Annotated in this window: 15 protein-coding genes and 1 pseudogene; 9 read left to right on the top strand and 7 right to left on the bottom strand. The window is 61.3% G+C overall.

Translation table 11 applies throughout. From position 1 onward, the window contains the following. The first annotated feature begins 48 nt into the window (after window positions 1-48). The gene (locus tag AB5Y86_RS04375) at window positions 49-1,845 is read left to right on the top strand and encodes a M3 family oligoendopeptidase (protein WP_368192243.1); all 1,797 of its coding nucleotides are present in this window, start codon (window positions 49-51) and stop codon (window positions 1,843-1,845) included. A gap of 62 nt (window positions 1,846-1,907) precedes the next feature. Here the strand turns inward: AB5Y86_RS04375 and AB5Y86_RS04370 are convergent, their stop codons facing one another. Continuing rightward, on the bottom strand, window positions 1,908-3,314 hold the full coding sequence (locus tag AB5Y86_RS04370) for a nucleobase:cation symporter-2 family protein (protein WP_005353050.1): 1,407 nt from the start codon (window positions 3,312-3,314) through the stop codon (window positions 1,908-1,910). A 505-nt stretch (window positions 3,315-3,819) separates the two neighbouring features. Between AB5Y86_RS04370 and ycfP the strand changes: the two genes are divergently transcribed. Then, on the top strand, window positions 3,820-4,359 hold the full coding sequence (ycfP, locus tag AB5Y86_RS04365; protein WP_005334000.1) for an alpha/beta hydrolase YcfP: 540 nt from the start codon (window positions 3,820-3,822) through the stop codon (window positions 4,357-4,359). A gap of 74 nt (window positions 4,360-4,433) precedes the next feature. After that, a complete protein-coding gene (locus AB5Y86_RS04360; protein WP_005333998.1) occupies window positions 4,434-5,726 on the top strand; it encodes an NAD(P)/FAD-dependent oxidoreductase in 1,293 nt (430 codons plus the stop codon). A gap of 84 nt (window positions 5,727-5,810) precedes the next feature. Here the strand turns inward: AB5Y86_RS04360 and AB5Y86_RS04355 are convergent, their stop codons facing one another. The 3 genes from AB5Y86_RS04355 to AB5Y86_RS04345 all read right to left on the bottom strand — a co-directional run bounded on the left by AB5Y86_RS04355 (window position 5,811) and on the right by AB5Y86_RS04345 (window position 10,339). Further along, window positions 5,811-6,452 (bottom strand): energy-coupling factor ABC transporter permease, encoded by a 642-nt coding sequence (locus tag AB5Y86_RS04355; protein ID WP_158112310.1) that lies wholly within the window; start codon window positions 6,450-6,452, stop codon window positions 5,811-5,813. Window positions 6,453-6,539: 87 nt separating this feature from the next. Further along, window positions 6,540-7,337, bottom strand: a complete 798-nt coding sequence (gene pflA / locus AB5Y86_RS04350; protein WP_368192242.1) for a pyruvate formate lyase 1-activating protein — start codon at window positions 7,335-7,337, stop codon at window positions 6,540-6,542. A gap of 65 nt (window positions 7,338-7,402) precedes the next feature. After that, window positions 7,403-10,339, bottom strand: a complete 2,937-nt coding sequence (locus AB5Y86_RS04345) for an EAL domain-containing protein (RefSeq protein WP_100653432.1) — start codon at window positions 10,337-10,339, stop codon at window positions 7,403-7,405. 135 nt (window positions 10,340-10,474) lie between these two features. On the opposite strand from AB5Y86_RS04345, the gene AB5Y86_RS04340 reads away from it, so the two are divergent. From AB5Y86_RS04340 to AB5Y86_RS04320, 5 genes are all read left to right on the top strand, one after another. Then, window positions 10,475-12,163: an FAD-dependent oxidoreductase gene (locus tag AB5Y86_RS04340; protein ID WP_368192241.1), complete on the top strand. Its 1,689-nt coding sequence runs from the start codon at window positions 10,475-10,477 to the stop codon at window positions 12,161-12,163. 214 nt (window positions 12,164-12,377) lie between these two features. After that, complete coding sequence (locus tag AB5Y86_RS04335) at window positions 12,378-13,037, top strand: DedA family protein (RefSeq protein ID WP_106843121.1); 660 nt, start codon at window positions 12,378-12,380, stop codon at window positions 13,035-13,037. Window positions 13,038-13,201: 164 nt separating this feature from the next. Continuing rightward, window positions 13,202-18,085 carry an alpha-2-macroglobulin gene (locus tag AB5Y86_RS04330; protein ID WP_368192240.1) on the top strand — a complete coding sequence of 1,628 codons (4,884 nt, stop codon included), beginning with the start codon at window positions 13,202-13,204 and terminating at the stop codon, window positions 18,083-18,085. Next, window positions 18,051-20,483, top strand: a complete 2,433-nt coding sequence (gene pbpC, locus AB5Y86_RS04325) for a penicillin-binding protein 1C (protein ID WP_368192239.1) — start codon at window positions 18,051-18,053, stop codon at window positions 20,481-20,483. Before AB5Y86_RS04330 ends, pbpC begins: the two co-directional genes overlap by 35 nt. A gap of 122 nt (window positions 20,484-20,605) precedes the next feature. Then, on the top strand, window positions 20,606-20,854 hold the full coding sequence (locus AB5Y86_RS04320) for a hypothetical protein (RefSeq protein WP_368192238.1): 249 nt from the start codon (window positions 20,606-20,608) through the stop codon (window positions 20,852-20,854). A 55-nt stretch (window positions 20,855-20,909) separates the two neighbouring features. Here the strand turns inward: AB5Y86_RS04320 and AB5Y86_RS04315 are convergent, their stop codons facing one another. Continuing rightward, the gene (locus AB5Y86_RS04315) at window positions 20,910-21,875 is read right to left on the bottom strand and encodes a hypothetical protein (RefSeq protein ID WP_368192237.1); all 966 of its coding nucleotides are present in this window, start codon (window positions 21,873-21,875) and stop codon (window positions 20,910-20,912) included. A 177-nt stretch (window positions 21,876-22,052) separates the two neighbouring features. On the opposite strand from AB5Y86_RS04315, the gene thiI reads away from it, so the two are divergent. Next, window positions 22,053-23,501, top strand: a complete 1,449-nt coding sequence (gene thiI, locus AB5Y86_RS04310; protein ID WP_139411363.1) for a tRNA uracil 4-sulfurtransferase ThiI — start codon at window positions 22,053-22,055, stop codon at window positions 23,499-23,501. Between the two features lie 145 nt (window positions 23,502-23,646). Here the strand turns inward: thiI and AB5Y86_RS04305 are convergent. Continuing rightward, a pseudogene (locus tag AB5Y86_RS04305) lies at window positions 23,647-24,356 on the bottom strand (transposase). Window positions 24,357-24,419: 63 nt separating this feature from the next. Continuing rightward, entirely contained in the window at window positions 24,420-26,000 is a 1,581-nt protein-coding gene (locus AB5Y86_RS04300; protein WP_368192236.1) for an alpha/beta hydrolase, read from the bottom strand. Between the last annotated feature and the right edge of the window lie 321 nt (window positions 26,001-26,321).

The following is a 26,321-nucleotide window of genomic DNA, read 5'->3' as shown; positions in this document are numbered from 1 at the left end:
TGCCCGCAGGTCTGCAGCGCCTCCCGATAAAGGCCTTTGCGAGAAGTTATGTATCAACAACAGTGGAATAACGACCATATCTACCCGGGCCTCGACAGCACCGAGCTGGAAGCGGACATGCGCGCAGCCCGCCACGCGCTGGAAGAGCTGGCCAGCTATATGGCGGGTCTGGACGGGGTGCGCGGCGATGGCGCTGCGCTGCAGGATTTCTTGCGGGAAGTGCGGCTGCGCGCCCGTGATATTCGCCATATCGGCTGGAACGTCGCCATTCTGGCCGCATGCCGCGGCAGTCAGGATGCGCGGGATCCGCAGGCCAAACAGCTGGCGTCCCGTGCCCGCGCCCTCAACGCCGATCTGTTCAAGACCCTGGCGCCGGTGGAAGATCTGATGTTGGCGCTGCCGGAAGATGAATTTGCCGCGCTGATGAGTGATCCGCTGCTCGGCGAGGAGGCGTACCGCTTGGGCCATGAGCGTCGTTTGCAGGATCAGCGCCTGCCGGTGGCGGCGGAGCAGCTGGTGATTGGTCTGGGCACCGATGGTCTGCACGCCTGGGGCAACCTCTATAACGATCTGGTGGGCAAGATCCGCTTGACCATTGATGGCCGCGAGATGGGGCTGGCCGAGGCGAGCAATCTGCTCTCCAGCCCGATACGTGCGCTGCGTTTAGAAGCCTTTGATGCCATCAGCGCCGGTTGGGAAGGGGAGCAGGAGACGGTCGCCGCTATCCTCAATGCCCTCAACGGCTGGCGGCTGGAACTGGCCCGTCAGCGCGGTAAAACCCGTGTGCTCGATGCGCTGGATCTCTCCTGCCACCAGAGTCATATCGAGCGAGCCACCCTCGATGCTCTGATGAGCGAAACCTGGCGAGCCCGTGGGTTGGGCCAGCGGGCGCTGGAGCTGATGGCCGAGCGCCTTGGTCTCGACGATTTGGGGCCGGAGGATCTCTTTGCGCCGCCGCCAGCTTCCTGCAGCCGTGACATTCCTTTTGATGAGGCGATCGAGTTGATTGCCGATGCCTTTAGCCGATTCGATCCCGAGATGGGGGCGTTTGCCCGCATGATGGCCGAGAAGGGGTGGATTGATGCGGCGCCCACGCCAAATCGCCGCACCGGCGCCTACTGCACCAAGTTTGCCGAACCGGTCGAACCGCGGGTCTTCGTTACCTATGCCGGCACCATGGACAATGTCATTACGCTGGCCCATGAGCTGGGTCACGCCTGGCACAACTGGGTGATCCGCGATCTGCCGATGAGTCAGCGCAGCTACCCCATGACGCTGGCGGAGACCGCCTCCATCTTCGCCGAAACCCTGGTGCGCAGCGCCCTGTTCGAGCAGGCGCAAAGCCCGGAAGAGCAGCTGGCGATCATCTGGGCCGAGGCCGACGGCGCAGCCACCTTCCTGGTCAATATCCCGGCTCGCTTCGATTTCGAGCAGGCCTTGGTGGCCGAGCGGGCGCAGGGTTATGTGTCGGCAGAGCGGCTCAAGGCGTTGACTGACGAGGCGTGGGGACGCTGGTATGAGGGGAGCCTGACCCGCTATCACCCCATGTTCTGGGCGGCCAAGGCGCACTTCTCCATCGCGGGGCTGGGTTTTTACAACTACCCCTATCTGTTCGGTTATCTGTTCAGCCTCGGGGTCTATCAGCAGTTGACGAGCCGCAAAGCGGCGGGGGAAGCGGGAGTGGCCGAGGCGTATCGCGCCTTGTTGCGCGATACCGGCCGTATGAGCGCCGAAGACTTGGTAGCCAAGCATCTGGGGCAGGATATCCGTGAGGCCGCCTTCTGGCAGGGGAGTCTGGCACAAGTAGAGCAGGCGGTAGAGCGCTTCGCGCAGTTGCCTGCCTGATTGGGTCAGCGGTGATATGAACAACAGGCCCCCGGACAGTCTCGCAGTCCGGGGCCTGTTTGTTATGCCTGCTCTTGCTGCGGTTTGATGGGGCCAACGAACAGAGGACGGGTCTGGTGAGTCAGGTCCGGCTGATAGCCGTTGAAGAAGAGGTTGAGCAGCACCGAGCTGATGGTGGCCAGCAGGATACCGCTATGAAAAAGCGGTTGTAGCTGCGCCGGAAGCTGTTGGAAAAAATTCCCGGAGACCGTCGGGATCATGCCAATTCCGAGGCTGATGGCGACGATATAGAGGTTGTGACGGTTGCTGTTGTAATCGGTGCGCGCCAGGATGCGAATGCCGGTGGCCAGCACCATACCGAACATCACGATACCGGCGCCCCCCAGCACGAAGGGCGGGATGGAGGCGACCAGTACCGACATCTTGGGGATGAGGCCAAAGGCGAGCAGGATCCCTCCTGACATCACGCAGACCCAGCGACTCGACACCCCGGTCACGCTCACCAGACCGATATTCTGGGAGAAGGAGGTGTGGGGGAAGCTGTTGAATATCCCACCAATAATGGTGCCGATGCCATCCACCCGCAGCCCGCGCACGATATCACCGCGCCTGGCCGGATGGCCGACGATGTCGCCAAGGGCCAGAAACATCCCCATGGATTCGATAAAGGTGATCAGCATGATCACCGTCAGGGTGGCGATGGAGATGGGATCGAAGGTGGGCCAGCCGAAGGCGAAGGGCACTATGGGGGCAAACCAGGCTGCCTCGCCGAGGCCATCGAGGCTTACTTCGCCCATGGCGATGGCCACCACGAAACCGAAGATGATCCCGAGCAGCACCGAGATATTGCTGAAAAAGCCCTTGGTGAAGCGGGTCACCAGCAGGATAAAGACGAGCACCAGAAAGCTGGTGCCGATATAGCGCAGGCTGCCATATTCCGGATTGCCCTTCCCCCCTGCCATCCAGTCGATCCCCACCTGCATGATGCTGATCCCGATGGAGGTGATAACCACCCCAGTGACGACGGTGGGGAAGAGCGGCATCAGCCGACCTATCAGCGGCACCAGCAGGGTCGAGATGATACCGGCGGCGATGGTGGCGCCGAAGATGCCCGTCAGCCCCAGATCCGGGTTGGCTCCGATGGCCAGCATGGGCATCACGGCGGCAAAGGTGACCGACATGATGACCGGGAGCCGGATCCCGGCAAAGCGGCCAATCCCGACACATTGCAGCAGGGTGACAATGCCGCAACAGAAGAGGTCCGAACTGATAAGGTAGGAGATTTGATCCTTGGGCAGCCCCAGACTGCCGCCAATCACCAATGGCACCGCCACGGCGCCGGCGTACATCACCAGCACATGTTGCAGGCCCAGGGTAAAGAGTTGGCCCATGGGGAGCATGCGCTCCACTTCATCCACCGGGCGCTTGCGCGCACCCGGTCGGGGGGAGGGGGGATTGGTCTCGTTCATGAACAGATCACTCCTTGAAGCCCGCGTAACTGCTACAGGCAAGATAGTGAAAGCCGCAGCTTTCCCGGTCATTGATCTCGTGTATTGACAGAGGTGCCAGATCCCTCGGCAGTAGTGAGAGGGATCCGGTGCAGCACGGGTCAGTGCACAAAACATGCACAACGCCACTCACGAGAGAAAACGTTTGGCGATAACGCCTTGTTTTTGCGGGATGAGTCACATACCGGCCAGATAAGTGCCCGGCTGCTGGCAGGGGAAGGAGGTGAGGGCATCTCAGATTGGTAAGGGGTTTATCATTATCGGTCTGGCGATCTCACTTTGATAGCCGGGCACCATAACGTTGCTCGCAATGCGCCCCTCTGCATGTGACGGCGCTCGCGGGCCGCAGGGCGCAATCGGGGGCGGGGGCGTGATCCAAAGCAAGAAAGTTGGATGTTTTGGTGGCGCACGGGGCCGCCGCTGGGGTAGTTTCGATAAAACCGACACAGATCCTGAGGTCTTATCCATGATCATCTATCTGCATGGCTTTGATGCCACCAGCCCCGGCAATCACGAGAAAGTGCTGCAGTTGCAGTTTATTGATGATGATGTGCGTTTCGTGCACTACAGCACGGTTCACCCCCGTCATGATATGAGCCATCTGCTCAAGGAAGTGAAAAAACAGCTCGATATGAGTACCGATCCCAAACCGCTGATCTGCGGCGTGGGTCTTGGTGGCTACTGGAGCGAGCGGATCGGCTTTCTGTGCGGCATTCGCCAAGTGATCTTCAACCCCAACCTCCATCCGGAAGAGAACATGCAGGGCAAGATCGACCGGCCGGAAGAATATGACGATATCGGTACCAAGTGTGTAACTGAATTTCGTAAGAAAAATTCAGGAAACTGCCTGTGTATCCTTTCCGTTCAGGATGAAGTGCGCGATAATCGGGACACTGAACGTGAATTGAAGAACTATTACGACATCGTGTGGGATGAGCGCGAGACTCATAAGTTCAAAAATATCTCGCATCATCTGCAGCGGATGAAGGCCTTCAAAGAAGCCTGATCCATCACGTCGACCGATTTCGTTTTAGGGAGCCAATGGCTCCCTTTCGTTTTGAGGAACCGAGGAAAATCATCATGATGAATATTGTCGTTGTAGGCGGCGGCGCCGGTGGCCTGGAGCTGGCCACCAGTCTGGGTCGCAAGCTTGGCAAGAAGAACAAGGCCAAGATCACTCTGGTCGATCGCAACCGCACCCACCTGTGGAAACCCCTGCTGCACGAAGTGGCCACCGGCTCCATGGACGCGGGCATCGATGCTCTGAGCTACCAGTCTCACGCCAAGAACCACGGTTTCGACTTCCAGCTCGGCACCCTGACCGACATCAAGCGTGACGATAAACGCATCGTGCTGGCCCCGATCCACGACGACAATGGCGACATCGTGGTCAACGAGCGCGAACTGCCCTACGACTATCTGGTGATGGCCATCGGTTCTGTCTCCAACGACTTCAACACCAAGGGCATCAAGGATAACTGTATTTTCCTCGATAGCCCCTCCCAGGCGCACCGTTTCCACAACAGCATGATGAACCGCTTCTTGCAGTTCGCCACTGAATATAAGCCGGGCGACAAGGTGAAGATTGCCATCGTCGGCGGCGGCGCCACCGGCGTCGAGCTCTCTGCCGAGCTCTACAACGCGGTCGAGCAGCTCTACGCCTACGGCTTCAAGAATCTCACCACCGACAGCCTGAAGGTTACCCTGGTGGAAGCGGGCCCGCGCATTCTACCGGCTCTGCCGGAGCGCATCAGCGGCGCCGCCCATCAGGAGCTGGTCAAGCTGGGTGTGGATGTGCGTACCGCCACCATGATCACCGAAGCGACCAGCGACGGTCTGCATACCAAGGATGGCGAGCTGATTGAAGCTGACCTGATGGTGTGGGCGGCCGGTATCAAGGCACCTGACTTCATGAAGGATATCGCCGGCCTTGAGACCAACCGCATCAACCAGTTGGTGGTGAAAGAGACCCTGCAGACTACCCGTGACGAGAACATCTTCGTTATCGGTGACTGCGCAGCCTGCCCGCAGCCGGATGGCAAGTTCGTGCCGCCGCGCGCCCAGTCTGCCCACCAGATGGCCAGCCAGGCGTTCAAGAACATCCTGGCCAAGATGAACGGCGGCGAGATGAAGCCCTACCTCTACCACGACCACGGTTCGCTGGTCTCCCTCAGCCGCTTCTCCACCGTGGGTAGCCTGATGGGCAACCTGATGCGCGGCTCCATGATGGTGGAGGGCTACATTGCCCGTCTGGTTTACATCTCCCTCTACCGGATGCACCAGATCGCCCTGCACGGCTACGTCAAGACCGGCCTCATCATGCTGGTGGGTCGCATCAACCGGGTACTGCGCCCGACCCTGAAGCTGCACTAAGCCGGGATTTGGCAACATGTTGAATACCAAAAGGAGAGGCGATGGCCTCTCCTTTTTTATGGGCGCAGATCAGGAAAGAGAGCGTTACTTGCCCAGATAGGTGCGGTCGAAGAAGGTATTGACCCAGTGGGGGCGGTAGATGGCCAGCACCGTCATCGCCATGCCGTTGAGCAGGGCTTCGGGAAACAGCAGCAGTGGCCAGATGGAGAGGTAATCCGCCGTGATGGTGTGCCAGGGGTAGCTGTCGCTCAGCCCCATCAGCAATGCGCTGGCGGCCACCTTGACCGAGATGGTGATGGCGCCGCCGAGAAAGGCGGCCACGAAGATATAGACAAAGAGATGGCGCGGCAGCCAGGCCCAGCTGGCCAGAAACAGCAGCCAGCTGGTGGCTACCGGCAGGGCGATGCCAACCAGCGCTTGCCAGCCAAAATCGGCCAGATTGGTGACGCCGAAGTAACCGAGCACCAGCAGGGTCAGGCAGGGGGCGAGCAGTGCCAGCCGCCAGCCCAGCAGCAGGGTGAGGGAGGTGAGCCCGAGAAAATGGACCTCCAGCCCCTCATGCAGACCGGCCCTTAGATACCAGAGCGGCACCAGCGCGATGGCACTGCCCAGCAGCAGGTGTTGATAGAGGGGGTTGTCATGGAGGGTTTGCCACAGGGAGCGGCGCAGGCTGAAGGCCAGCAGTACCAGCCAGATCAGGAGGGTGGCGAGTTGTCCTTCACTCATCTTGTCGTCCATTCATGCAGTAGAGTCCGGGCGGCCTTCCCGACCGCCCATAGCAGAGCAGGCTGACGAGTCAGCCTGCTTTTACCATCAATATTTGACGTTGTTGTGGTACTTGCCGAGGATGCCCTTGACCCGTTCCATGGTCTCCTTGCTGGGGGGCTTGATCTCGCTCAGCTCGTACGGATCGCCCAGTACGTCCCACTTGTGTTTGCCGAGCTCATGGTAGGGGAGCAGCTCCACCTTCTCCACGCTCTCGCCCAGCTCGGCGATAAACTGGCCCAGGCCTTCGGCGCTCTCGTCGTCGTCGCTCCAGGTCGGTACCACCACGTAGCGGATCCACATGGTCTTGCCTTTGGCTGCCAGATAGCGGGCAAACTCCAGGGTGTATCTGTTGCTGACGTGGGTCAGCGGAATGTGTTTCTCGTCATTGATCTGTTTGATGTCGAGCAGCACCAGATCGGTCTGGTCGAGCAGCTTGTCCACCTGTTCGTCGAGATGACGGACGAAGCCGTTGGTGTCGAGACAGGTGTGGATCCCTTTCTCTTTGCAGGCGGTAAAGAGTTCGGTAATGAAAGCCGGTTGCAGCATGGCTTCACCGCCGGACGCTGTCACGCCACCGCCGGAGGCATTCATGAAGTGGCGATAGCTGGTGATGTCACTCATCAACTCCGGTACGGTCACTTCGCGGCCACCTTCGGTATCCCAGGTATCGCGGTTGTGGCAGTACTTGCAGCGCATCAGGCAGCCTTGCATGAATACGATAAAGCGTATTCCCGGGCCATCGACAGTGCCGCAGGTTTCGACGGAATGGATCCGGCCAACGGTGCCGTGAGCTCCGGCTGGCTGGCTGATTTCAACGGCAGGGATCCGATTAATGACAGACATAAACAACTCCAACGATTCGAGCAGGCCGTTATTTTATTACATAAACCCCTATTGATCCTACACCTTTAGTCCGGCGCCCGGCTGCCAAGCAGCTGCTCCAGCCCCTTGACGGTGAGCGGCCGACTGGTGAGAAACCCTTGATAATGCTGGCATCCCAGCGCTTTGAGGATGGCCAGCTGCGCTTCCTCTTCCACCCCTTCGGCGGTGACGGTAAAACGGAAGACCTGGGCCAGATCGAGTATCGCCTTGACGATGGCTCTGTCCTGTTCGCTGTGTACCAGGGTCTGAATGAAGCTTCTGTCCAGCTTCACCTCATCGGCGGGCAGATCCCGCAGATAGGCCAGCGACGAGTAGCCGGTACCGAAGTCATCGATGGAGATGAGGATGCCGAGCTCCTTGAGCTGGCGCATTCTGGCAATACTCTCCTGCCGATTCTCCAAGACTACCGATTCGGTCACCTCCAGCAGCAGGCGGGAGGGGGGCACACCGGTGTCGCGCAAGATGTACTCCACCTGTTGTACGAAGCCCTGGGTGTGGAACTGGCGGGCACTGACGTTGACCGACAGATGGGGGATCTGCAGGCCACGGTTGAGCCAGAAGCTGTATTGGGCGCAGGCGGTCTTCATCACCCAGTAGCCGATTTCGAGGATCAGGCTGGTCTCTTCGGCGATGGGGATAAACTCCCCGGGCGGTACCATGGTGCCGTCGCTGCGCTGCCAGCGCAGCAGCGCCTCGATACCCGACAGCGAGCCATTGTCGACCCGGTATTGCGGTTGGTAGTGGAGTTGCAGCTCGTGGTGACGCAGGGCATCGCGCAGCTCATTGGTAAGGGTCAGCCGGTTCTTCTCATGCTGGGCCATCGCCTCGGTAAAGAAGACGTAGTGGCCCTGACCGGCGCGCTTGGCCATGTGGGTTGCGGTGTCGGCCTGTTGCATCAGGACCAGATGATCCGTCTCGTTGCCGGAGAAGAGGCTGATCCCCACCGAGGCGCTGCAGTGCAGTTTGTGATCGCCGATGTCGAACGGGGTGCGAAACAGCCCCATCAGCTCGCGGGCGAAGTGCTCTGCCAGAATTTTGGCGGTGACTTCCCCTTGTCCCAGCTGGGTAAAGAGCAGGGCAAACTCATCCCCCGAGATGCGCGCCTGCACCAGATTGTCCTGGGGCAGCTCCCTGAAACGCTGCACCACGGCCTGCAGCAGCAGATCGCCGCAGGCGTGACCGAGGGAGTCGTTGATCGACTTGAAGTTGTCGAGATCCACCAGCAGCAGGGCGCCCCACTGGCCGTTGGAGGCGCTCAGGGTCTGCTGCAAAATATGGTTGAGGCTGCGGCGGTTGTGCAGACCGCAGAGATCGTCGTAGTAGGCGAGCTGCTCGATATGTCTGGCCGCCTCTTTTTCCTGGGTGATGTCGTAGAAGCTGCAGATAAAGTGGCTCAGTTCTCCCTGCTCATCCTTGACGCCGTTCACCATCAAGCGCACCGGAAAGAGGTGACCATCCTTGTGCAGGCAGCGCTCTTCCCCGAGCCAGAACTCCTGCTCGTTGACGGTGCGGCTGACATCTTCCTTGAGATGATCCCCGTAGTAGGTGGGACGCAGCTTGCGAATGGAGTGACCGATCACCTCTACCTCGCCAAATCCGGTGATCCGGCTGAAGGAGTGGTTGACCTTGAGGATGATGCCGTTGTGATCCATCACAATCAGTCCATCGTGGGTATTAAAGGCTACCTCGGCCAGCCGCAGGGCATCGTCGGTTGCGAGGCGCTTGAGTTCGATGGCGGCCCGCTCGTGCTGGCTGCTCAATAGATCCAGAAGCTGTTCGGGCTCCTCAAGGGGGGTATCGAGCAGCAGGGTGATCTGGCCAATGGGGGCGCCGCTCTGGCCATGGAGCGGAATGCCGATGTAGGCGCTGGCATTGAGGGCGAGCAGCCGGGTCGCTTTGGGATAGCGCACGGGCAGATCTTCCACATAGATGGCCTGACCATGCTGGAACAGCTCCTGAGCGGGGCCGGGGTCGAGCTGGATGGGCTTGAGGGTGGAGCAGATCTCTTCGTTGATGACGCAGCGGGGGATGATCCAGAGATCCTGACCACGGGGCTGGAACTCGCCGATCCAGCCCACCCGGGCACCGCTGGCGCTCATGGCCCAGCTTACCAGCGTCTTGCAGTAGTCGATGCCGGTCTGTTGGTGCAGTTCGGGCGGGAGGGCCAGCTCGGCGCGGTGCTCTTCCGGTTGCGGTTGCCAGTGGCCGAGCAGCTGGGCGCTGCTGCGCACCAGCTGCAACATCTCCTCGCTAAGCGGGGTGGGATCGAGATATTCCAGACTCAGCACCCCGAACAGCTTGTCCTGCTCCAGCAGGGCACCATCGAGGCGTGAGCGCACACCGGCACTGGTCAGATAGAGGTGATTGCTCAGCATCGGCTGGTGGGCCGCCTCCGAGAAACTCAACGATTTGCGGGTACGCAGGGCGCGGATATAGCGGCTGTCACCACGAATGGGGTAGAGCGCCTCGACCCCCAGGGTGAACACCGGGGTGAGTTGCTCGCTGCCGAGATCGCCGTTGGCCTGATAGTGCCAGAGGATGAGCCGATCGGCCCCCAAACTCTCTTTAAGGGCCTCGAGCAGGGGCGCATACTGTTGCTGGCTCGCCATCTGGCTGAGGCGCGGCAGTTGCAATGCCAGGTCGGCGATGGGCTCCTGGCGAAGGTTCTGCAGACAGATGAGCCAGAAGCCATCCTGCTCGTGGGCGAGGGCGATATGCCAGAGCTGGCTGGCAAAGCGCACGGTGATCTTGCCGCCATGGCCGTTGGCCAACAGTTGTTCGATGGGCAGGCGCAGGGCATCGGGCAGCTGGGCAGGCCAGGGGGCGCGCGGTTCGTCGAGCCAGTAGAGCGGGGTTTGCATCACGTCGGTCAGGGCGACCAGCCGTTGACTGCGCAGATCCAGACGGAAAAAGAGCGGCGTCTGGAGGGCAGGAGGTAGATGACTGAGTGCGGTAGACGACATGAACAAACAACATCCTGTTAAGCAACCGTCGGGGTTGCAAGAATACTGCAAAATGGTGTGAAACAAAATTTCATTGAATTCTAAATTAGGAAAGTCTAATTTATTGCCCATTATCATGTATGAGGAGTCTTGCAGATGAAACGGATCCTGATTATCGGTGGTGTCGCGGGGGGCGCATCGGCGGCGGCTCGCGCTCGTCGTTTGAGTGAAGAGGCAGAGATCGTGATGTTCGAGCGGGGCGAGTTTGTCAGCTTCGCCAACTGCGGTCTGCCCTATCACATCGGGGGCGATATCCCCGACCGGGATGCCTTGCTGCTGCAGACTCCCCAGAGCTTCAAGCGCCGTTTCAACGTCGATGTGCGGGTCTTCCACGATGTGATTGAGATAGACAAGGCGGGCAAGACCTTGCTGGTGCGCAACCTGCAAACCGGTGAAGAGCTGCGCGAGCATTACGATGTGCTGCTGCTGAGCCCGGGGGCGGCGCCGATCCGTCCTCCCTTCCCCGGTATCGACAGCCCCCATGTTTATACCCTGCGCAACATCCCGGACATGGATCGCATTCTGGCGGCCCTGCATCACGATCAGCCGCGCCACGTCACTGTGGTGGGCGGCGGCTTTATCGGGCTGGAGATGATGGAGGCGCTGCATCAGCGCAAGCTGGATGTCACCCTGCTGGAGCTGGCCGATCAGGTGATGGCGCCGGTGGACAAGGAGATGGCCAACATGCTCCATGCCCGCATCCGGGAAGAGGGGATCGACCTGCGCCTGCGCACCGGCCTCACCGCCATCGAGAGTCTGGATCTGCCTGCCGAGAAGACCTCCGCCGTGCCGACCGCCAAAAGCGGTGGCCTGCGCCTGACTCTCAATGACGGTTCCCATCTTGATACCGGTCTCTTGATCCTCGCCATCGGCGTCAAGCCGGAAACTCTGCTCGCCGCCAAAGCGGGGCTGGAGCTGGGCCCACGGGGCGGCATCAAGGTGGATGCCGGGATGCGTACCTCGGATCCCTTTATCTACGCGGTGGGGGATGCGGTGGAAGAGATAGATTTCGTCACCGGCGAATCTGTGCTGATCCCGCTGGCGGGCCCGGCCAACCGGCAGGGGCGCATCGCCGCCGACAATATGCTGGGCCGAAGCGAAACCTACAAGAAGACCCAAGGGACCGCCATCTGCAAGCTGTTCGATCTGGCGGTGGCCAGCACGGGGCTGAACGAGAAGCGACTGGTGCAACTGGGATTGCCGTTCGAGAAGGTTTATGTCCACCCGGGCAGCCACGCCGGTTACTACCCCGGCGCCCATCCGGTCAGCCTCAAGCTGCTGTTTGCCCCGGATGGCAAGATTTATGGCGCCCAGGCCATCGGCAAGGATGGCATCGACAAGCGCATCGATGTGCTGGCGGTGGCCCAGCGTGCCGGTCTCACCGTGTTTGATCTGCAGGATCTGGAGCTCACCTATGCGCCGCCCTTTGGATCGGCCAAGGATGTGATCAACATGGCGGGCTTTGTGGCGAGCAACCACCTGAAGGGGGACACCCTGCTCTGCCACGTGGCCGAGGTGCAGGCTCGTAACCCCCATCAGCTGGTGGTGGATGTGCGCAATGGCCCGGAGCTCGACAAGCTGGGTCGCATTCCGGGGGCGCTGCATATCCCCCTCGACGAGTTGCGTGGTCGCCTCCATGAGTTGCCCAAAGAGAAAGAGCTGCTGATCAGCTGTCAGGTTGGGCTGCGCGGCCATGTCGCCTGCCGCTTGCTGAGCCAGCACGGCTTTAAAGTGAAGAATCTCTCCGGCGGCTTCAAAACCTGGCAGATGGCCACCGCCGAGTAACCGTTTTATTTCTGTGCCTGTTTGCCCCTCTCCCTTGTGCGTGCAAGATGAGGGGCTTTTTGTTTCTGCTTTTCGCCCTCCTTGCATTCCCTAATTGCAGCAATATTTCGACACACTTTATTTCCTGTGCCGGACAAAATTAACGTTTTGTTCAGGGGATGGGTGCTATAACCCCTGCCTCGTTCATGATGAACCGTGTAGTAGGGAGAGTGACATGCTGGATATGCTGATGGCCATTTGGCATCAGGATTTTGACGCCCTGGTTCAGATGCAGGCGGTACCCCTGCTGATCAGTTGCCTGATGCTGGTACTGCTGCTGGAGTCCGCATTCGTCTTCCTGCCCCTGCCGGGGGACAGCCTGGTACTGCTGGCCGGTGGGTTGGTTGGCATGGGGGTGTTTGGCCCCGAAGTGACTCTTGTCTATCTGCCGTTGGCTGCAGGCATAGGTTCCGTGCTCGCCTACTGGCAGGGACGGGCCCTGCAGCGCACCCGCTTTATGGATCATATCGAACGGATGTTGCCTCCCGACAGCCTGCCCAAGGCGACCCGGCTGCTGAAAACGTACGGTTTTCTGGCGATGTTCTCCTCCCGTTTTATCCCGTTTGTGCGGGTGCTGACCCCCATGTTGATGGGGATTGGCCGCCTGAGCGTGCTGCGGATGTGCGTGGCCAGCTTTGCCAGTGCCTTTATGTGGGCGCTCTGCCTCAGTTTGGTGGGCAAGCTGGCGATGAATACCCCCTTCTTCCTCCACCACAGCGAACTGTTGACCCGGGCCCTGCTGATTACCTCGCTGGTGCTGTTTCTGGCGGCCGTCATGGCCATCCTGTTTCGCTGGTTCAAAGGCGGAGCAAAAAACGAGACCAGCCACGACTAGATGACAACCCTTGCCGCACGGAATCAGTGGGCAAGGGGGTTCTCGTGCTGCAGGGCGCGGAATTGTGCCCATTCGGGTAATGAGCTTTGTGTCGGGTGAGCAGGATGCCTTATCCTGTTTCCAGCCACGCTGCGTTTGCAGCGCTCCAACTCGGGATGGAACCTATGCGCCTCTTTGACTCTCCCTCTGCTTTTCACCGCTCTACCGCTGGAACCGGCGCTCTGCGCCGCCGCTGCTCGGCCCTGCTGCTTTGCGGGGTGGTCGGTTTGCTGTCTGGTTGCGGCCCTGACAAGCCCGCCAGCCAAGTACCGACCACAGAATCTACAGCGCAGCAGGAGGCCGGGGCGCCAACTTCTGTAGTGCAGGCCAATGCCCGCCAATATCGCGATGCGCCGGCACTGGCGCTGGTCTTCTCCGGCCCCCTGGCGCCGAAGGCAAACTGGCAGAGCTGGCTCGGGGTCAGTGAGGGGGGCAAGCAGGTGCAGGGGGAGTGGATCCTCGCCGACGATGGTCGCACCCTCTATTTCCCGAACGTTCAGCCCGATAAAAGCTATGAAGTGAGCCTCAAGGCGGGGCTGGGTCCATCCCCCCAGAGCTGGACCCTCAAGACCCGGCCGCTGGAGGCGGGGGCTTCGTTTACCGCCAGCGGCATGGTATTGCCGCTGCGTCAGGAACTTCGCTTGCCCATCAGCGCGGTCAATGTGGATGAGGTCAATATCGACTTCTTTCGGGTCGATGCCGAATACCTGCCCCGTTTCCTGGCCGAGTATCGCCCCGGTGCCGGCATGGGCAACTGGGAGCTTGAACAGATCACCAAGCGGGCCAAGCGGGTGTTCAGCGGCCGCTATGCGCTGGAGCTTGATGCCAACCGGCGCGAGACCCGCCTTATCAATGTGAAGGAGCCGCAGCTGGCCGAGGCTGGCGTCTACTTTGCGGTGATGTCGCCCCTTGGCAACTATGACTGGCGCAAGGAGACCACCTATTTCGCGGTGAGCGACATGGGGCTCAGTGCCCGCCGTTATCGCGATCAGCTGGAGGTGTTCGTCAGCTCCCTGGCCAGCGCCGACCCGCTCAAGGATGTGCAACTCTCCCTGCTCGACGAGAAGGGCAACCGGCTGCAAGTGCAAACCACGGATCCGCAGGGCCATCGCCGCTTCGATCAGGTGCAGGGGGCTCGCCTGCTGCTGGCCGAACAGGGCTACCATCTGGCGGTGCTGCGCCTCGATGGGGCGGCGCTCGATCTCTCCACCTTCGATCTCGGTACCCAGCCCTGGCAGGCCCAGCAGTTGTATCTGTTCAGTGGGCGCGATCTCTATCGCCCCGGCGAGCGGCTCGACAGCGAGATCCTGCTCAAGGGGCAGGATGGCCAGTTGCTGCCGGGGATGGCGGTGGAGCTGGAGGTGAAACAGCCGGATGGCAAGCTGCTCGAACAAAAGCGGCTGCTACCGGACAATCTTGGCGCGGCCCACTACGGTCTGCGCCTGCCGGACGATGCGCCGCTCGGGCGCTGGACCATTAACCTCAAGACCGCCGCTGGTAGTCGATTCGAGTGGCCCTTTTTGGTGGAGGAGTTTTTGCCGGAGCGGCTCAAACTGCAGCTTGGCAAGGGGCCGGATGGTGAAGTGACGGATCTGGACGCCTCCCTCACCCTGCCGCTGCAAGGGGACTATCTCTACGGTGCACCGGCGAGCGCCACCAAGGCCAAGGCAGAGGTGAAGATCAGCCGCGCCACCATGCCCTTTACCCAGTGGCAGGAGTTCACTTTGGGGGATGTGCTGCTCGCCGAGCAGGCCAAGGAGCTCGAGGCGCGCAGTCTCACCCTCGATGCGCAGGGGCAGGGGACTTTTTCGCTTGCTGATGAGCTCGACGGGGTGCGTGCCCTCGGGCCGCTGGAGGTGGCCTATCGGGTATCGCTCTCCGAACCCGGTGGCCGCGCCGTCAATCGCAGCCGCACCCAGTATGGCTGGCCCGCAGGCAGTCAGTGGCCGGCGCTCAAGGCCGACTTCGTGGCGGATCGGGTAGAGGGGGGCAAGCCTCTGCCCTTCCAGATCCTCAATCTCGATGAGCAAGGTCAACCGGTGGCGGGGGCGGTGAAGGTGCGCCTTATCAACGAGTACCGCGACTACTACTGGCACTACGCCGATGGCGAGGGGTGGAAGTACGAGTTCAACAGCCAGCCTTATCTGGAGCAGGAGCAGACCCTGCAGCTGGATGGCAAGGGGCCGACCCCCCTAAGCTTGCAACTCGCCGCGGGCTGGTATCGATTGGAGGTGGAGAACAGTCAGGGCCATCAATCGAGCCAGCGGGTGGAGATCGGCAGTTACGCCTGGGGCGGCGGTGGCGAGCAGGCGCGGCCTGACAAGATTGCCATCACCCTCGACAAGCGCGCCTATCAGGCGGGCGACAAGGCCAAAGTGACGCTGGTGGCCCCGCGCCCCGGCAAGGGGTTGTTGCTGGTGGAAGATGGCGATGGCCTGCGCTGGTGGCAGCGTATCGAGCTCAAGGGGGCCGGCGGTGATGCCAAGGATGCCCGCGGCGAGTTCGAGATCCCGGTCAGTCCCGAGTGGCAGCGCCATGACTTGCATATCTCGGCCCAGATCGCCGCGCCAGACAGCGCCTCCAAACCGGCTGGCAAGCAGCAGGGGCAGAGCCTGCGCTCGGTCGGGCTGGTGCCGCTCACCCTGGACCGGGAAGCGCGCCGTCTGCCGCTTACCCTGAGCGCGCCCGATAAAGCGGTGCCGCTCACCCGACTGGAGGTGACCGCTACCTCCACCCCTAACAGTCAGGGGCGCGTGGTGCTGGCGGCGGTGGATCGGGGCGTGCTCAATATCAGCGACTACCAGCCGCTCGACCCGTTCGAGATCTTCTTTGGTCGCAAGCGCTTCGCCCAAGATTTGTTCGACAACTACGGCCAGGTGATCCCGCCGCAGGATGGCAAGCTGGCCCGCCTCAACTATGGGGGCGATCGGGCGCCGCTGAAAAAGGGCGGCGCGCTGGAGAGCCGGGTCGAGATAGCTGCACTCTGGAGCGGCGAGGTGAGTTTTGACGAGCAGGGCAAGGCGGTGATCCCGCTCGATCTGCCCAACTTCAATGGCGAGTTGGCGCTGATGGCGCTGGCCTGGAACGAACAGCAAGTCGGGGAGGCCGAGCGCGCAGTCAAGGTGGTGGCGCCCTTGGTGGCCGAGATTGGCTGGCCGCGCTTTGGCGCCAGAGGGGATGAGACCCGGGCGCTGGTGCAGCTGCGCAACATGAGCGGCGAGGATCAGACCCTCTCCCTTGCCTGGACCCTCAATGGCGGGCTGAAAGCAAACGGTGAGCTGCCCGGCACCCTTTCCCTTAAAAATGGCGAGGAGCAGTGGCTGACCCTGCCGCTCACCGTTACCGGGGCGAGCGGCGTGGCAAGCCTGCAGTTGGCTGCCAGCGGCAAGGATTTTGCCATCAGCCGCGACTGGACTCTGCCGCTGCGCTCCCCCTGGCCGGCCGAGACTCGCCAGCGCTACCAGATGCTGGCCTCCGGTCAGCAGATGAGCTTTGCGCCAGCTGAGCTGGCCGGGCTGGATCGTGCCAACCTGCAGGGGCTGCTCAGCCTTTCCGGCACTCCGCCCTGGGATCCGGCAGCCCAGTGGCAGGCGCTGGCCGATTACCCCTATGCCTGTCTGGAGCAGACCTTGTCCCGTGCCTGGCCTTACTTGCTGACCACGGCCGATGAGCGGGCCGCCTGGAGCAAACCCGCAGAGGGCAAGAAAGCGGCGAGTGAGGCGGATGTGCAGCGCGCCCTGCTGCAACGGCTGCAGCGATTGCAACTGCCAAGCGGTGGCTTTGGTCTGTGGGATGGTCGCTCCGACGAGGAGCAATGGCTCACCGCCTATGCCGCCGACTACCTGCTGGCGCGCAAGGAGGCGGGCGATGCCGTGCCGGAGGCAATGCTCAATCAGGCGCTGAACCGGTTGCAAAGCTATCTCACCGACAGCCAGTACGGCGAGCGCTGGAGCAGTGCCCCCGAGCACAGCCGGCTGGCCTATCAGGCCTACAGCGCCTATGTGCTGGCCCGGGTGGGCAAGGCGCCGCTCGCTACCCTGCGCCTTATCTGGGAGCAGCAAGCTGATCACGCCCGCTCAGGTTTGCCGCAGCTCCACCTCTCGCTGGCCCTCTCGGCCATGGGGGATGAGCAGAACGCCGCCAAGGCCCTCAGCCGGGCATTGGCGACCGAGCGCGGTGATGACTATCTGGGTGATTACGGCTCACAGTTGCGCGATGAAGCTCTTGAGCTCTCCTTGCTGCGTCAGCACAAGCTGGCTGCGGAGCGCTGGCCGGCCCTCAGTGCCAAGGTGGCCGATACCCTGGCCCATCGTCAGTGGCTCAGCACTCAGGAACGGCTCGCCCTGCTGCGACTCGCCCGCTTCGACCCGGCCGTCGACTGGCAGGCCAAGGTAACTTCCTCTCTTGGCAGTGGATCCCTGAGCGGTTCGGCTCCGCTGCAGCAGGGTGCCCCCGAGGCACTGGCCGCCAGCACCGTCACCAACGAGGGCAAGGGATCCCTCTATGTGCAGCGCACCCTCATCGGCTACCCCGAACAGGCGCCAGCACGGATTAGCAAGGGGATGAGTGTGACCCGCAGCTGGTTCAACAGCGACGGTCAGCCGTTTGATCCCGCCAAGGTGAAGGTGGGCGATCTGGTGGTGGTGCGGCTCAATGTCAGCAGTGAATCGGCGGTGCCCGATGCCCTGCTGGTGGAGATGGTGCCCGCTGGCTTCGAGCTGGAGAACCCGGCCCTTGGCAACAGCATCAAGCTGGAAGAGCTCTCCATTGAGGGGAAACCGGCGTGGCAGAGCGAGTGGAACGACTATCTCAAGCATCAGGAGTTTCGCGATGACCGCTACACGGCAGCGCTGGATCTGAGCGAGGGGAGCAACCAGCAACTGGTCTACCTGATGCGTGCAGTGACGCCGGGTCGCTATCAGGTGCCACCGACCCAGGTGGAGGATATGTACCGGCCCGAGATACGGGCTGTGGGTGAGGATATCCACGAGGTGCGTATTTCTGAGTAACAAACCCTCCCTTGAGCGGGTTCGCCCGCTCACTTTCTGGCAGCGCGGCTGGCTGAAATTGGGTCGCAGTGGCCGCGCAGGCTGGTGCTGGCTGGGCGGTCTGCCGCGCTGGCTGCGCTTTTCGGTGCTGGGAGTTGTCGCACTGCTGCTGTCATTGCTGGTGCTGGATCGGATTTTCCCGCTGCCGCCACTCGACCCTGCCTACGCACGGGTGGTGCTCGACATGAAGGGGCGGCCGCTGCGCGCCTTTGCCGATACCAGCGGCGTGTGGCGCTATCCCGTGACCCTGGAGCAGGTCTCCCCCCGCTATATCGAGGCGCTGCTGGGCTACGAGGATCGCTACTTCTGGCGTCATCCCGGGGTCAATCCGGTGGCCATGGTGCGCGGGGTCTGGCAGTGGCTGCGCTATGGGCGTGCCGTGTCGGGCGGCTCGACCCTTACCATGCAGGTGGCGCGTCTTATCGAGCCCTACCACCGGAGCGTGCCCGGCAAGCTGCGCCAGATGGTGCGTGCGCTGCAACTGGAGTGGCACTATGACAAGCGCACCCTGCTCACCGTCTACCTCAATCGGGCGCCGTTTGGCGGCAACCTGGAGGGGGTGCAGGCGGCAAGTTTTGCCTATCTCGGTAAGAGTGCGGCCAAGCTGACCTATGCCGAGGCAGCGTTGTTGGCGGTGCTGCCGCAGGCTCCCAGCCGCAACCGGCCGGACCGGCATCCCGAGCGGGCCCGCGCCGCCCGTGACAAGGTAATGCAGCGGCTGGTGGCTCAGGGTGTCTGGCCCGAACAGGTGTGGTTGGAGGGACGTATCGAGCCGGTGCTGGCCCGCGGTCACTTCACGCCGATGGAGGCGCCGCTCTTTGCCCGCCTCGCCGCCGACCATCAGGCCGGAGCCCTGGTGCACACCACCATAGACGGGGATCTGCAGCGCTGGCTGGAGGGACGGGTGGCGAGCTACATTCGCCGTTTCCCCGAGCAGACCTCAGCGGCGTTGCTCTTGGTAGATAACAAAACCATGGCGGTGCGTGCCTATGTGGGCAGCGCCGAGTATGGCAATTTGCGCCGCCACGGTTATCTCGACATGGTGCAGGCAATCCGCTCTCCCGGCTCCACCCTCAAGCCCTTTATCTACGGTCTGGCGATGGATGAGGGGCTGGTGCACTCGGCCTCCCTGCTCTCCGATGCGCCGAGGCTCGGCTCGGATTACAGACCCGCCAACTTTTCCGGCGCCTTTCAGGGGCCGGTGACCCTCGCTCAGGCGCTGCAGCAATCCCTCAACGTGCCGGCGGTGCAGGTGCTGGAGGCGCTCGGGCCCGACAAGCTGGTCAGCCGCCTCGACAACGCCGGGGTGCGGCTGGCGCTCTCCGACAAACCCAATCCGGCCATTGCGCTGGGGGCGGTGGGCATTCGACTCGAGCAGCTGGTGGCGCTCTACAGCGCGCTGACCCGGCAGGGGCAGGTGGCAATGCCGGTCTGGCTGGCGGGGCAGCAGGCGGTGTCACGCCCCTTGCTGAGCCCGGGAGCGGCCTGGATCATCTGGCAGATATTGAGCGCGCAGGGACGGGCGGACCAACCCTTTGCCAGCGAGGCGACCGGCCGGGTCAACAGGCTGGCTTGGAAGACCGGTACCAGCTACGGCTATCGCGACAGCTGGGCGATGGGGGTCTCCGGTCGCTGGACCATCGGCGTCTGGCTGGGGCGCCCCGACGGTACCCCTATGCCCGGTTTTTACGGCCAGAGCGCGGCGGTGCCGCTGCTGCTTTCGGTCTACTCGCGACTGGCTGACAACAGCCCTCTGCCGGCACAGCCCAACACGGTGAGCGAGGCCGAGATTTGCTGGCCGCTGGGGCGCAAGGCGAACGCGACCCTGCCTGAAGCCTGTTTGCAGCGCCAGAGCGCCTGGTTGCTGGAAGGGCGCGATCCTCCCACCTTGCCGGATCCCATGGACTGGCCCTCGCCGCTGCGGCAAGTTGCACTCACTGCCGAAGGCAAGCCGACGCTGACCCGTTGCCCCGATGCGGCACAATCCGGTTTTCGGGCACTCTGGCCGTTGTCGTTGGAGCCTTGGCGGTCCCCCGGCGAGCGGCGGCAGGCGCTGCTCGCCAGCGGTTGTGCAGGGGAGGGGCAGAGCGCCGAGCTGCAGGCCCCCATTCGCATCGTGGCGCTGGGGGAGGGCAACCTTATCCGCAGTCAGCGTTACCGGTTGCAACCCAAGGTGCTGGGCGGTGTTGGCAAGCCAGCCTGGTTTCTCAACGGCCAGCGGCTGCGCTGGGACGGGGATCAGGTGCTGAGCGTGGCGAGGCGCTACCAGTTGGTGGTGGTCGATGAAGCAGGAAACAGCGATCGCATCGAGTTTCGCGTGGTGCATCCTGACGGTGATGCCGGCACCATCACCCGTTGAGCGTTTTGCCAACAGCCATTGAGGTGAATGTAATTAACCATTTTAAATGCATCAATATTTGATTGGATGAATTAATTTGTGAATAATTACGAATTCATTCAAATCCATTCGGGAGTTCTCTTTTGCTGCGTGTTCTGTGTCCCTTGCTGGTGCTGATGAGTTCGGGTTGTGCCACAACCAATCATGGTGATCACCATGTTTCTCCTGAACGTACCGGGTTCTATTCACCTTTCGAATCTGCTTCCGAGAGTTTTGCGCGTTGCTATCAGAAACAGTTTGCCTGTACCCCTGCCAATATCCGCCGTGACAGGGCGATGGAGGCGCGCAGGCAGGCGCAAGAGCAGGCCAATCATCGTGGTGATGATTGGTAGGCCGCAGATAACGAGAGGGGTTGGCAGATGCCAACCCCTTTTTCATTCCGCCCATTCAGCCCTGTTGGCGCAGATGACCGAGCCGGGTGAAGAAGTGCTGGCTCTTGCGCTGGTGAAAGTGGCTCTTCTTGATGGGATGGAAGATGAGGTTGCTTTCGGGATGGCTTGCTTTTAACTGGTGGAGCATGGCTACGGCGGGCAGGCTGGTGCTGACCAGGGTGGTGAGTGGCATGCTGAGGGTCTCGGGCCCGAGCAGTTGATTGAGCCCTTGCTGAGCCTGCTCGAAGCGGGTCAGGGCCGCCGGGTCGGCATAGCCGCTACCCAGCATGGTGAGCAGGTTGTCGAGGGCCAGATGAAATTCGGCCAACTGCTGGCGAAAGCCGCTGCGCCCGCGCAGGGCAATCAGCTCTGCAAACGGAATGTCGGCCAGGTGAGTGGGCACTTGCAACGGGATCTCGAGGAGGAAGCAATCCTGACCGCCGCGATTGTGGTAGCGGGATTCGAGCAGATGGAGCAGGCGGTCGAGATAGTCGTGATCGGTAATAAGCGCCCCGTCATTGGCGAGTGCCCACTCACGGGCAAGGCGCATGGAGATCAGGTTGGCAAAGCGTCGCGCCATTCTGATCCCCCCCTCATCCCGGGTCGCAAAGCCGTGAGTAAGGCAAAAGCCGTGCAGCCGCTCCAGCCCCACCTGATCCGGGCAGAAGCAGTCGTGGTTGGCCTCCTGACGCCAGCGACCAATCAGCTCCTTGTTGCCAAACACCTTGTGGCGGACGAAATCGGGGGCCACCAGGCCGCTTATCTGGCTCTCCAGTTGCGGGGTAATGGCGGCAAAGAAGGCGGCATCGGGCCGCTCGGCCAGCAGATCGGTCTGCTGTTGAAGGGTATCGAGCAGGGCGGTGAGGCCGCTCTTTTCGCTGACGGTGAAGACGAAGGCGAGCCGCTCCAGATAGAGCAGGGCAAATTTGAGCCAGAGCTCGTCGCGTACCTCCATGCCGGGGTAGTAGATGTAGGTCTTCATCGGATCAGTCTGTTGTCAAAAATCTGGCGAGGCGCAGGGTCGGGAATATACGCAAGATTGGCGCTGCACGGCAAACACTGCGTGGGGTAATGTGAGCAAACGCTCATCCAGTAGGCGCTGGCCACAAAGTTCTGATATAATTCGCGCCCTTAAATCAAGGTCACCCGAGTCATCACCATGAAGTTCATTATCAAGCTGTTCCCGGAAATCACCATCAAGAGCAAGTCGGTTCGCCAGCGCTTTATCAAGATCCTGCAGGGCAATATCCGCAATGTCCTGCGCCGCTTCGACGACGATGCCCGCGTACGGATGGATTGGGACAAGCTGATTGTGAGCTCCCGCAATGACCAGTTCCGCGAGCAGGCTATCGAAGCCCTGGCCTGTATTCCGGGCATTCAGGCCTTCCTCGAGGTTCAGGCCAGCAAGTTTACCGATCTGCACGACATCTTCGAGCAGGTGAAAGCCGTATGGGGCGACCAGCTCAAGGGCAAAACCTTCTGCGTGCGCGCCAAGCGCCACGGCAAGCATGAGTTCTCCTCCCTCGAGGTTGAGCGTTACGTGGGCGGTGGATTGAATCAGCACTGCGAAAGCAATGGTGTGCGCCTCAAGAACCCGGATGTGAAGATCAACCTCGAGATCGACGGTGAGGAGCTCTTTATCGTCAGCGCCATCCATCAGGGCCTGAGCGGCATGCCCATCGCGACCCAGGAAGATGTGCTGAGCCTGCTCTCCGGCGGTTTTGACTCCGGCGTGGCGTCGTTCCAGTTCATCAAGCGCGGCTGCCGTGTGCACTACTGCTTCTTCAATCTGGGCGGTGCTGCCCACGAAATCGGCGTCAAGCAGGTGGCCTACCACCTGTGGAACCGTTTCGGCTCCTCCCACCGGGTACGTTTCACCGCTGTGGACTTCGAGCCGGTGGTTGCCGAGATCCTCGAGAAGATCGACAACGGTCAGATGGGCGTGGTGCTCAAGAGAATGATGATGCGTGCTGCCGCCAAGGTGGCCGACGAGTTCCAGATCCCGGCGCTGGTGACCGGTGAGTGTGTGGGTCAGGTATCCAGCCAGACCCTCACCAACCTGAACGTGATTGACCGGGTCACCGACAAGGTGATCCTGCGCCCGCTTATCACTTGGGACAAGCCGGATATCATCAGTGAAGCCCGCCGCATCGGCACTTTGGAGTTTGCCGAGACCATGCCGGAGTACTGTGGAGTCATCTCCAAAAAGCCGACCGTGAAGGCCGAGCTCTCCCGCATTGAAGAGGAAGAGGCCAATTTTGACTTCTCCATTCTGGACAAGGTGGTCTCAGAGGCCCGTTACCTCGATATCCGCCGTATCGGTGAAGAGACTGCCGCTGAAGTGCAAGAGGTGGAAACGACTCAGGTGCTGGGCGCTGACGAGGTGATCCTGGATATCCGCTCTGCCGATGAACACGACGAGAAACCGCTGGTGGTGGAAAATCGTGAAGTGCTGCATATCCCCTTCTTCAAGCTGGCCACCGCCTTTGGCGATCTGCCCAAGGAGAAGACCTACCTGCTCTACTGCGATCGCGGTGTGATGAGCAAGCTGCAGGCGCTCTATCTTAAAGAGAAGGGCTTTGACAACGTCAAGGTGTACCGCCCGTAAGCGTGTTTTTCACTTTCAATAAAAAATCCGAAACCTGTTAATTGGTTTCGGATTTTTAATGTGTATTGTGCAGGCTCTCGATTTTTTCCACGCCAGAAGTGCCACCCAGTTTGTGCAACTCTCCAACTTCTTCCTGCTGCGCTCATCACCTCCTTGCTAGGCGGTGTTCTCCAAATGCTGGTTGTCTGTCCACCAATAGTTCCCGTGAGTTACAAAGGCAGAAAGCCAGCTTTTCATATCTCATTGAGGATCCGCGAAACTTCTTCAGCCATCAGAAGCACCGCTCGACCACATTTCGCCTACGATAACGAGCTTTGTCTAATACCAGCGGAAGTTCCTTATGGTATCGCTGCTGGCCGCGTGCGATAACGGCCTGATGAGGTCGGAATCCTTGTCATAGCCAACGCACTTGTCGCATATCTGATTGCCGCTGAAAAGCAGAACCCAAACGGCAAATCATTACTATCAGTGACCAAGTGAACTTTGCTGCCAAAACCACCACGAGAGCTACCAAGAGCTTGATTCACCAGAGTGTTTTTTTACGCGCTCCGGCAGCATCTTTGGATGCTCTGACATTGGAGCCGTCAATGCACCACAGGTCGAAGTCGATAAGCCCTTCTTCATTGAGATGCAGTTGCAGCGCAGCAAGGATGATATCGATACGACCTGTACTCAGCCAACGTCGAAAGGTGTTGTATGACAGATCTCGTCAAGGTGCGCCGGTGTGAAGTATCCAGAGAATGCCATCAAGCACTTGGCGTGGCTCACGAGTAGGGCGTCCTCTTATGCGGCGGCATAGAAAAAGGGGCTCGATAAGCCCCATTGTGCATCGGTCAACTGGTAACGACGGGACACTGCACTGGTCTTAAACTGTTGAGAAAATTTGAGATTATATCTTCATCACTGTAAGTATATAGCCTAGAAAGGCGCGCTGCTCTCGTCGCTCTCCTGTAAAAACTGCTCCACCTCTGCCTGATAGACCGCATCAGGTTGACCGCTGCTGGCAGGGATTACGGCGGCAGGTCGGGCGACGGGAGGGGCGGTGAGGGTCTCCATCACGCGCTGCTGCAGATAGGGGTAGAAGGGGTTGGAGGAGGTGCGGGTGAGGGCGCCGGGGTTGACGATCAGCACGCCGCGCTCACCACGCAGGGCCAGACCGCCGAGATTGATGCCATATTGCTCCCGCTGCTCCGGGCGCGCCGCCATACCATAGAGGGGGTCGTCCATCGGGAAGGGGAGCGCCACGTGGGAGAGGGAGTAGATCTCCTTGGGATAATCGATACCCAGCGGGCGGAGCTGCTCAGGCTGGTCTGCGCTGGCCAGCGTTTTGGCCTGCGTCGCGGGGGAGGTTGGCTCGACATTGCCCACCACGGTGAGGCGATAGTGCCCGAGGGCGTTTGGCAGCAAGCTGTGCAGCGCCAGCTCTGAGGCCGAGCTCATCAGCGGGCCAAACAGGGTGCTGCGGTTGATATCAAACAGCACCAGTTCGCTGCCGTTGGCCGGCAGGTAGTGGTAGAGATCGGCAATGATGGAGCGGGTGCTGACGGTGTAGTCCATCACCGACTGGAAGGTGAGGGCGGGGGGAAACGCCGCCAGCTCGCCACTGGCGGCCAGCTGGCGTACCTGCTGCTGGATGGCGTGAGTCAGGCGATAGGACTGGCGCGCCCCGTTGACCGGAAACGAGTTGTATTTGAACGGGTTGAACTCCGGCATGGTGTCGAGCCAGGCGGCGTTGGCAAAGGCGGGCAGCAGGGCAGGCACGGCCTTGAGCCCGGCGAAGCGGGCAAAGCGGGTCACCCCGATCATCGGGGAGATCAGCACCAGCCGATCCGGTTTTGCCAGCGTGCCGCTCGGGTCAGCCAGCGCATCGAGCGCATATTTCACCGCCAGCGCGCCGCCGTTGGAAAAGCCCACCAGATGCAGCGGCCGCTTGCCCGGTGCCAGCAATCTGGCCTCCCGCACCGCCAATCGGGTAGCGGCCAGCCAGGTCTCCCAATCCACATCCACGAGGCCAGCGGGCACGGTGCCGTGGCCGGGGATCCGCAGCCCCAGCGCAATAAAGCCCTGCTGCTGATAACGTCTGGCCAGATGGCGCAGGCTATAGGGGGAGTCGGTCAGGCCGTGCAGCAGCACCGCCACCCCTTTGACGTCCCCCTCGGGGCGCAGCAGGTAGGAGCGGTTCCAGTTCTGCGGAAAGCGGGCGGGGTTGATGGGGGAGTCCTGATAGTAGCGATTGCTGGCCAGTTGCTGCTCCGGCGGCGTCTTGGCGACCACCTCGGTGGCCACCAGCTCGAACAGTTCTGCTTCGCGGGTCAGATAGGCTTGCCAGTCGCTGTGGTCGAGCTCCTCGGCGCTGAGTTCGGGGGGCACCACTGTGTGCCACAGCTGCAGCGGCGCTGCCTGCCAGGCGAAGTAGGCGATCACCGCCCATGCGGTCAGCAACAGCAGCAACAGGGTCAGCAGAGCACGGCGAACAAGGCGGCGAGTGTGAGCCAGCATGGTGCAATCCTTGGCAATAGAGGTGGAGCCGCCTCTGGGCGGGCGAGTTTGGTGCAGCACATTGGGCGCGGCCAACCGGCTTAAAGCCTAATGGAAACAAGGTGATATGTATAGTTGATGGCGTTCGGCCGCGCTGGCTGTGGGCGCCTGATCCCGCCGTTGGCATCAGGCTGGCCGTTCGAAGGTTGCATCGCGGGCCATCTGGCGGCGTGAACTTATCCGCGGATGCCCGCTTGGGTGCTGCGAACTTGCAACTATCTGCCCCTGAAAGAGGGCAATTATGCTACTGTAGCGGCGTTTTTTGATGGATAAGCTGGCATT

This window comes from Aeromonas sp. s8 (assembly GCF_040907785.1).
In the GTDB taxonomy this organism is placed as follows: domain Bacteria; phylum Pseudomonadota; class Gammaproteobacteria; order Enterobacterales; family Aeromonadaceae; genus Aeromonas; species Aeromonas veronii.
Note: the sequence above shows the minus strand (reverse complement) of the source record. Positions and strands in the feature narration are given on the sequence as shown.

Bases quoted from the DNA above. Each gene is read 5' to 3' on its own strand.
- ycfP (WP_005334000.1), top strand. From the start codon at position 3,820: ATGATCATCTATCTGCATGGCTTTGATGCCACCAGCCCCGGCAATCAC.
- AB5Y86_RS04360 (WP_005333998.1), top strand. From the start codon at position 4,434: ATGATGAATATTGTCGTTGTAGGCGGCGGCGCCGGTGGCCTGGAGCTG.
- AB5Y86_RS04370 (WP_005353050.1), bottom strand. From the start codon at position 3,314: ATGAACGAGACCAATCCCCCCTCCCCCCGACCGGGTGCGCGCAAGCGC.
- thiI (WP_139411363.1), top strand. From the start codon at position 22,053: ATGAAGTTCATTATCAAGCTGTTCCCGGAAATCACCATCAAGAGCAAG.
- AB5Y86_RS04330 (WP_368192240.1), top strand. From the start codon at position 13,202: ATGCGCCTCTTTGACTCTCCCTCTGCTTTTCACCGCTCTACCGCTGGA.
- pflA (WP_368192242.1), bottom strand. From the start codon at position 7,337: ATGTCTGTCATTAATCGGATCCCTGCCGTTGAAATCAGCCAGCCAGCC.
- AB5Y86_RS04345 (WP_100653432.1), bottom strand. From the start codon at position 10,339: ATGTCGTCTACCGCACTCAGTCATCTACCTCCTGCCCTCCAGACGCCG.
- AB5Y86_RS04315 (WP_368192237.1), bottom strand. From the start codon at position 21,875: ATGAAGACCTACATCTACTACCCCGGCATGGAGGTACGCGACGAGCTC.
- AB5Y86_RS04375 (WP_368192243.1), top strand. From the start codon at position 49: ATGTATCAACAACAGTGGAATAACGACCATATCTACCCGGGCCTCGAC.
- AB5Y86_RS04335 (WP_106843121.1), top strand. From the start codon at position 12,378: ATGCTGGATATGCTGATGGCCATTTGGCATCAGGATTTTGACGCCCTG.
- AB5Y86_RS04355 (WP_158112310.1), bottom strand. From the start codon at position 6,452: ATGAGTGAAGGACAACTCGCCACCCTCCTGATCTGGCTGGTACTGCTG.
- AB5Y86_RS04300 (WP_368192236.1), bottom strand. From the start codon at position 26,000: ATGCTGGCTCACACTCGCCGCCTTGTTCGCCGTGCTCTGCTGACCCTG.
- AB5Y86_RS04340 (WP_368192241.1), top strand. From the start codon at position 10,475: ATGAAACGGATCCTGATTATCGGTGGTGTCGCGGGGGGCGCATCGGCG.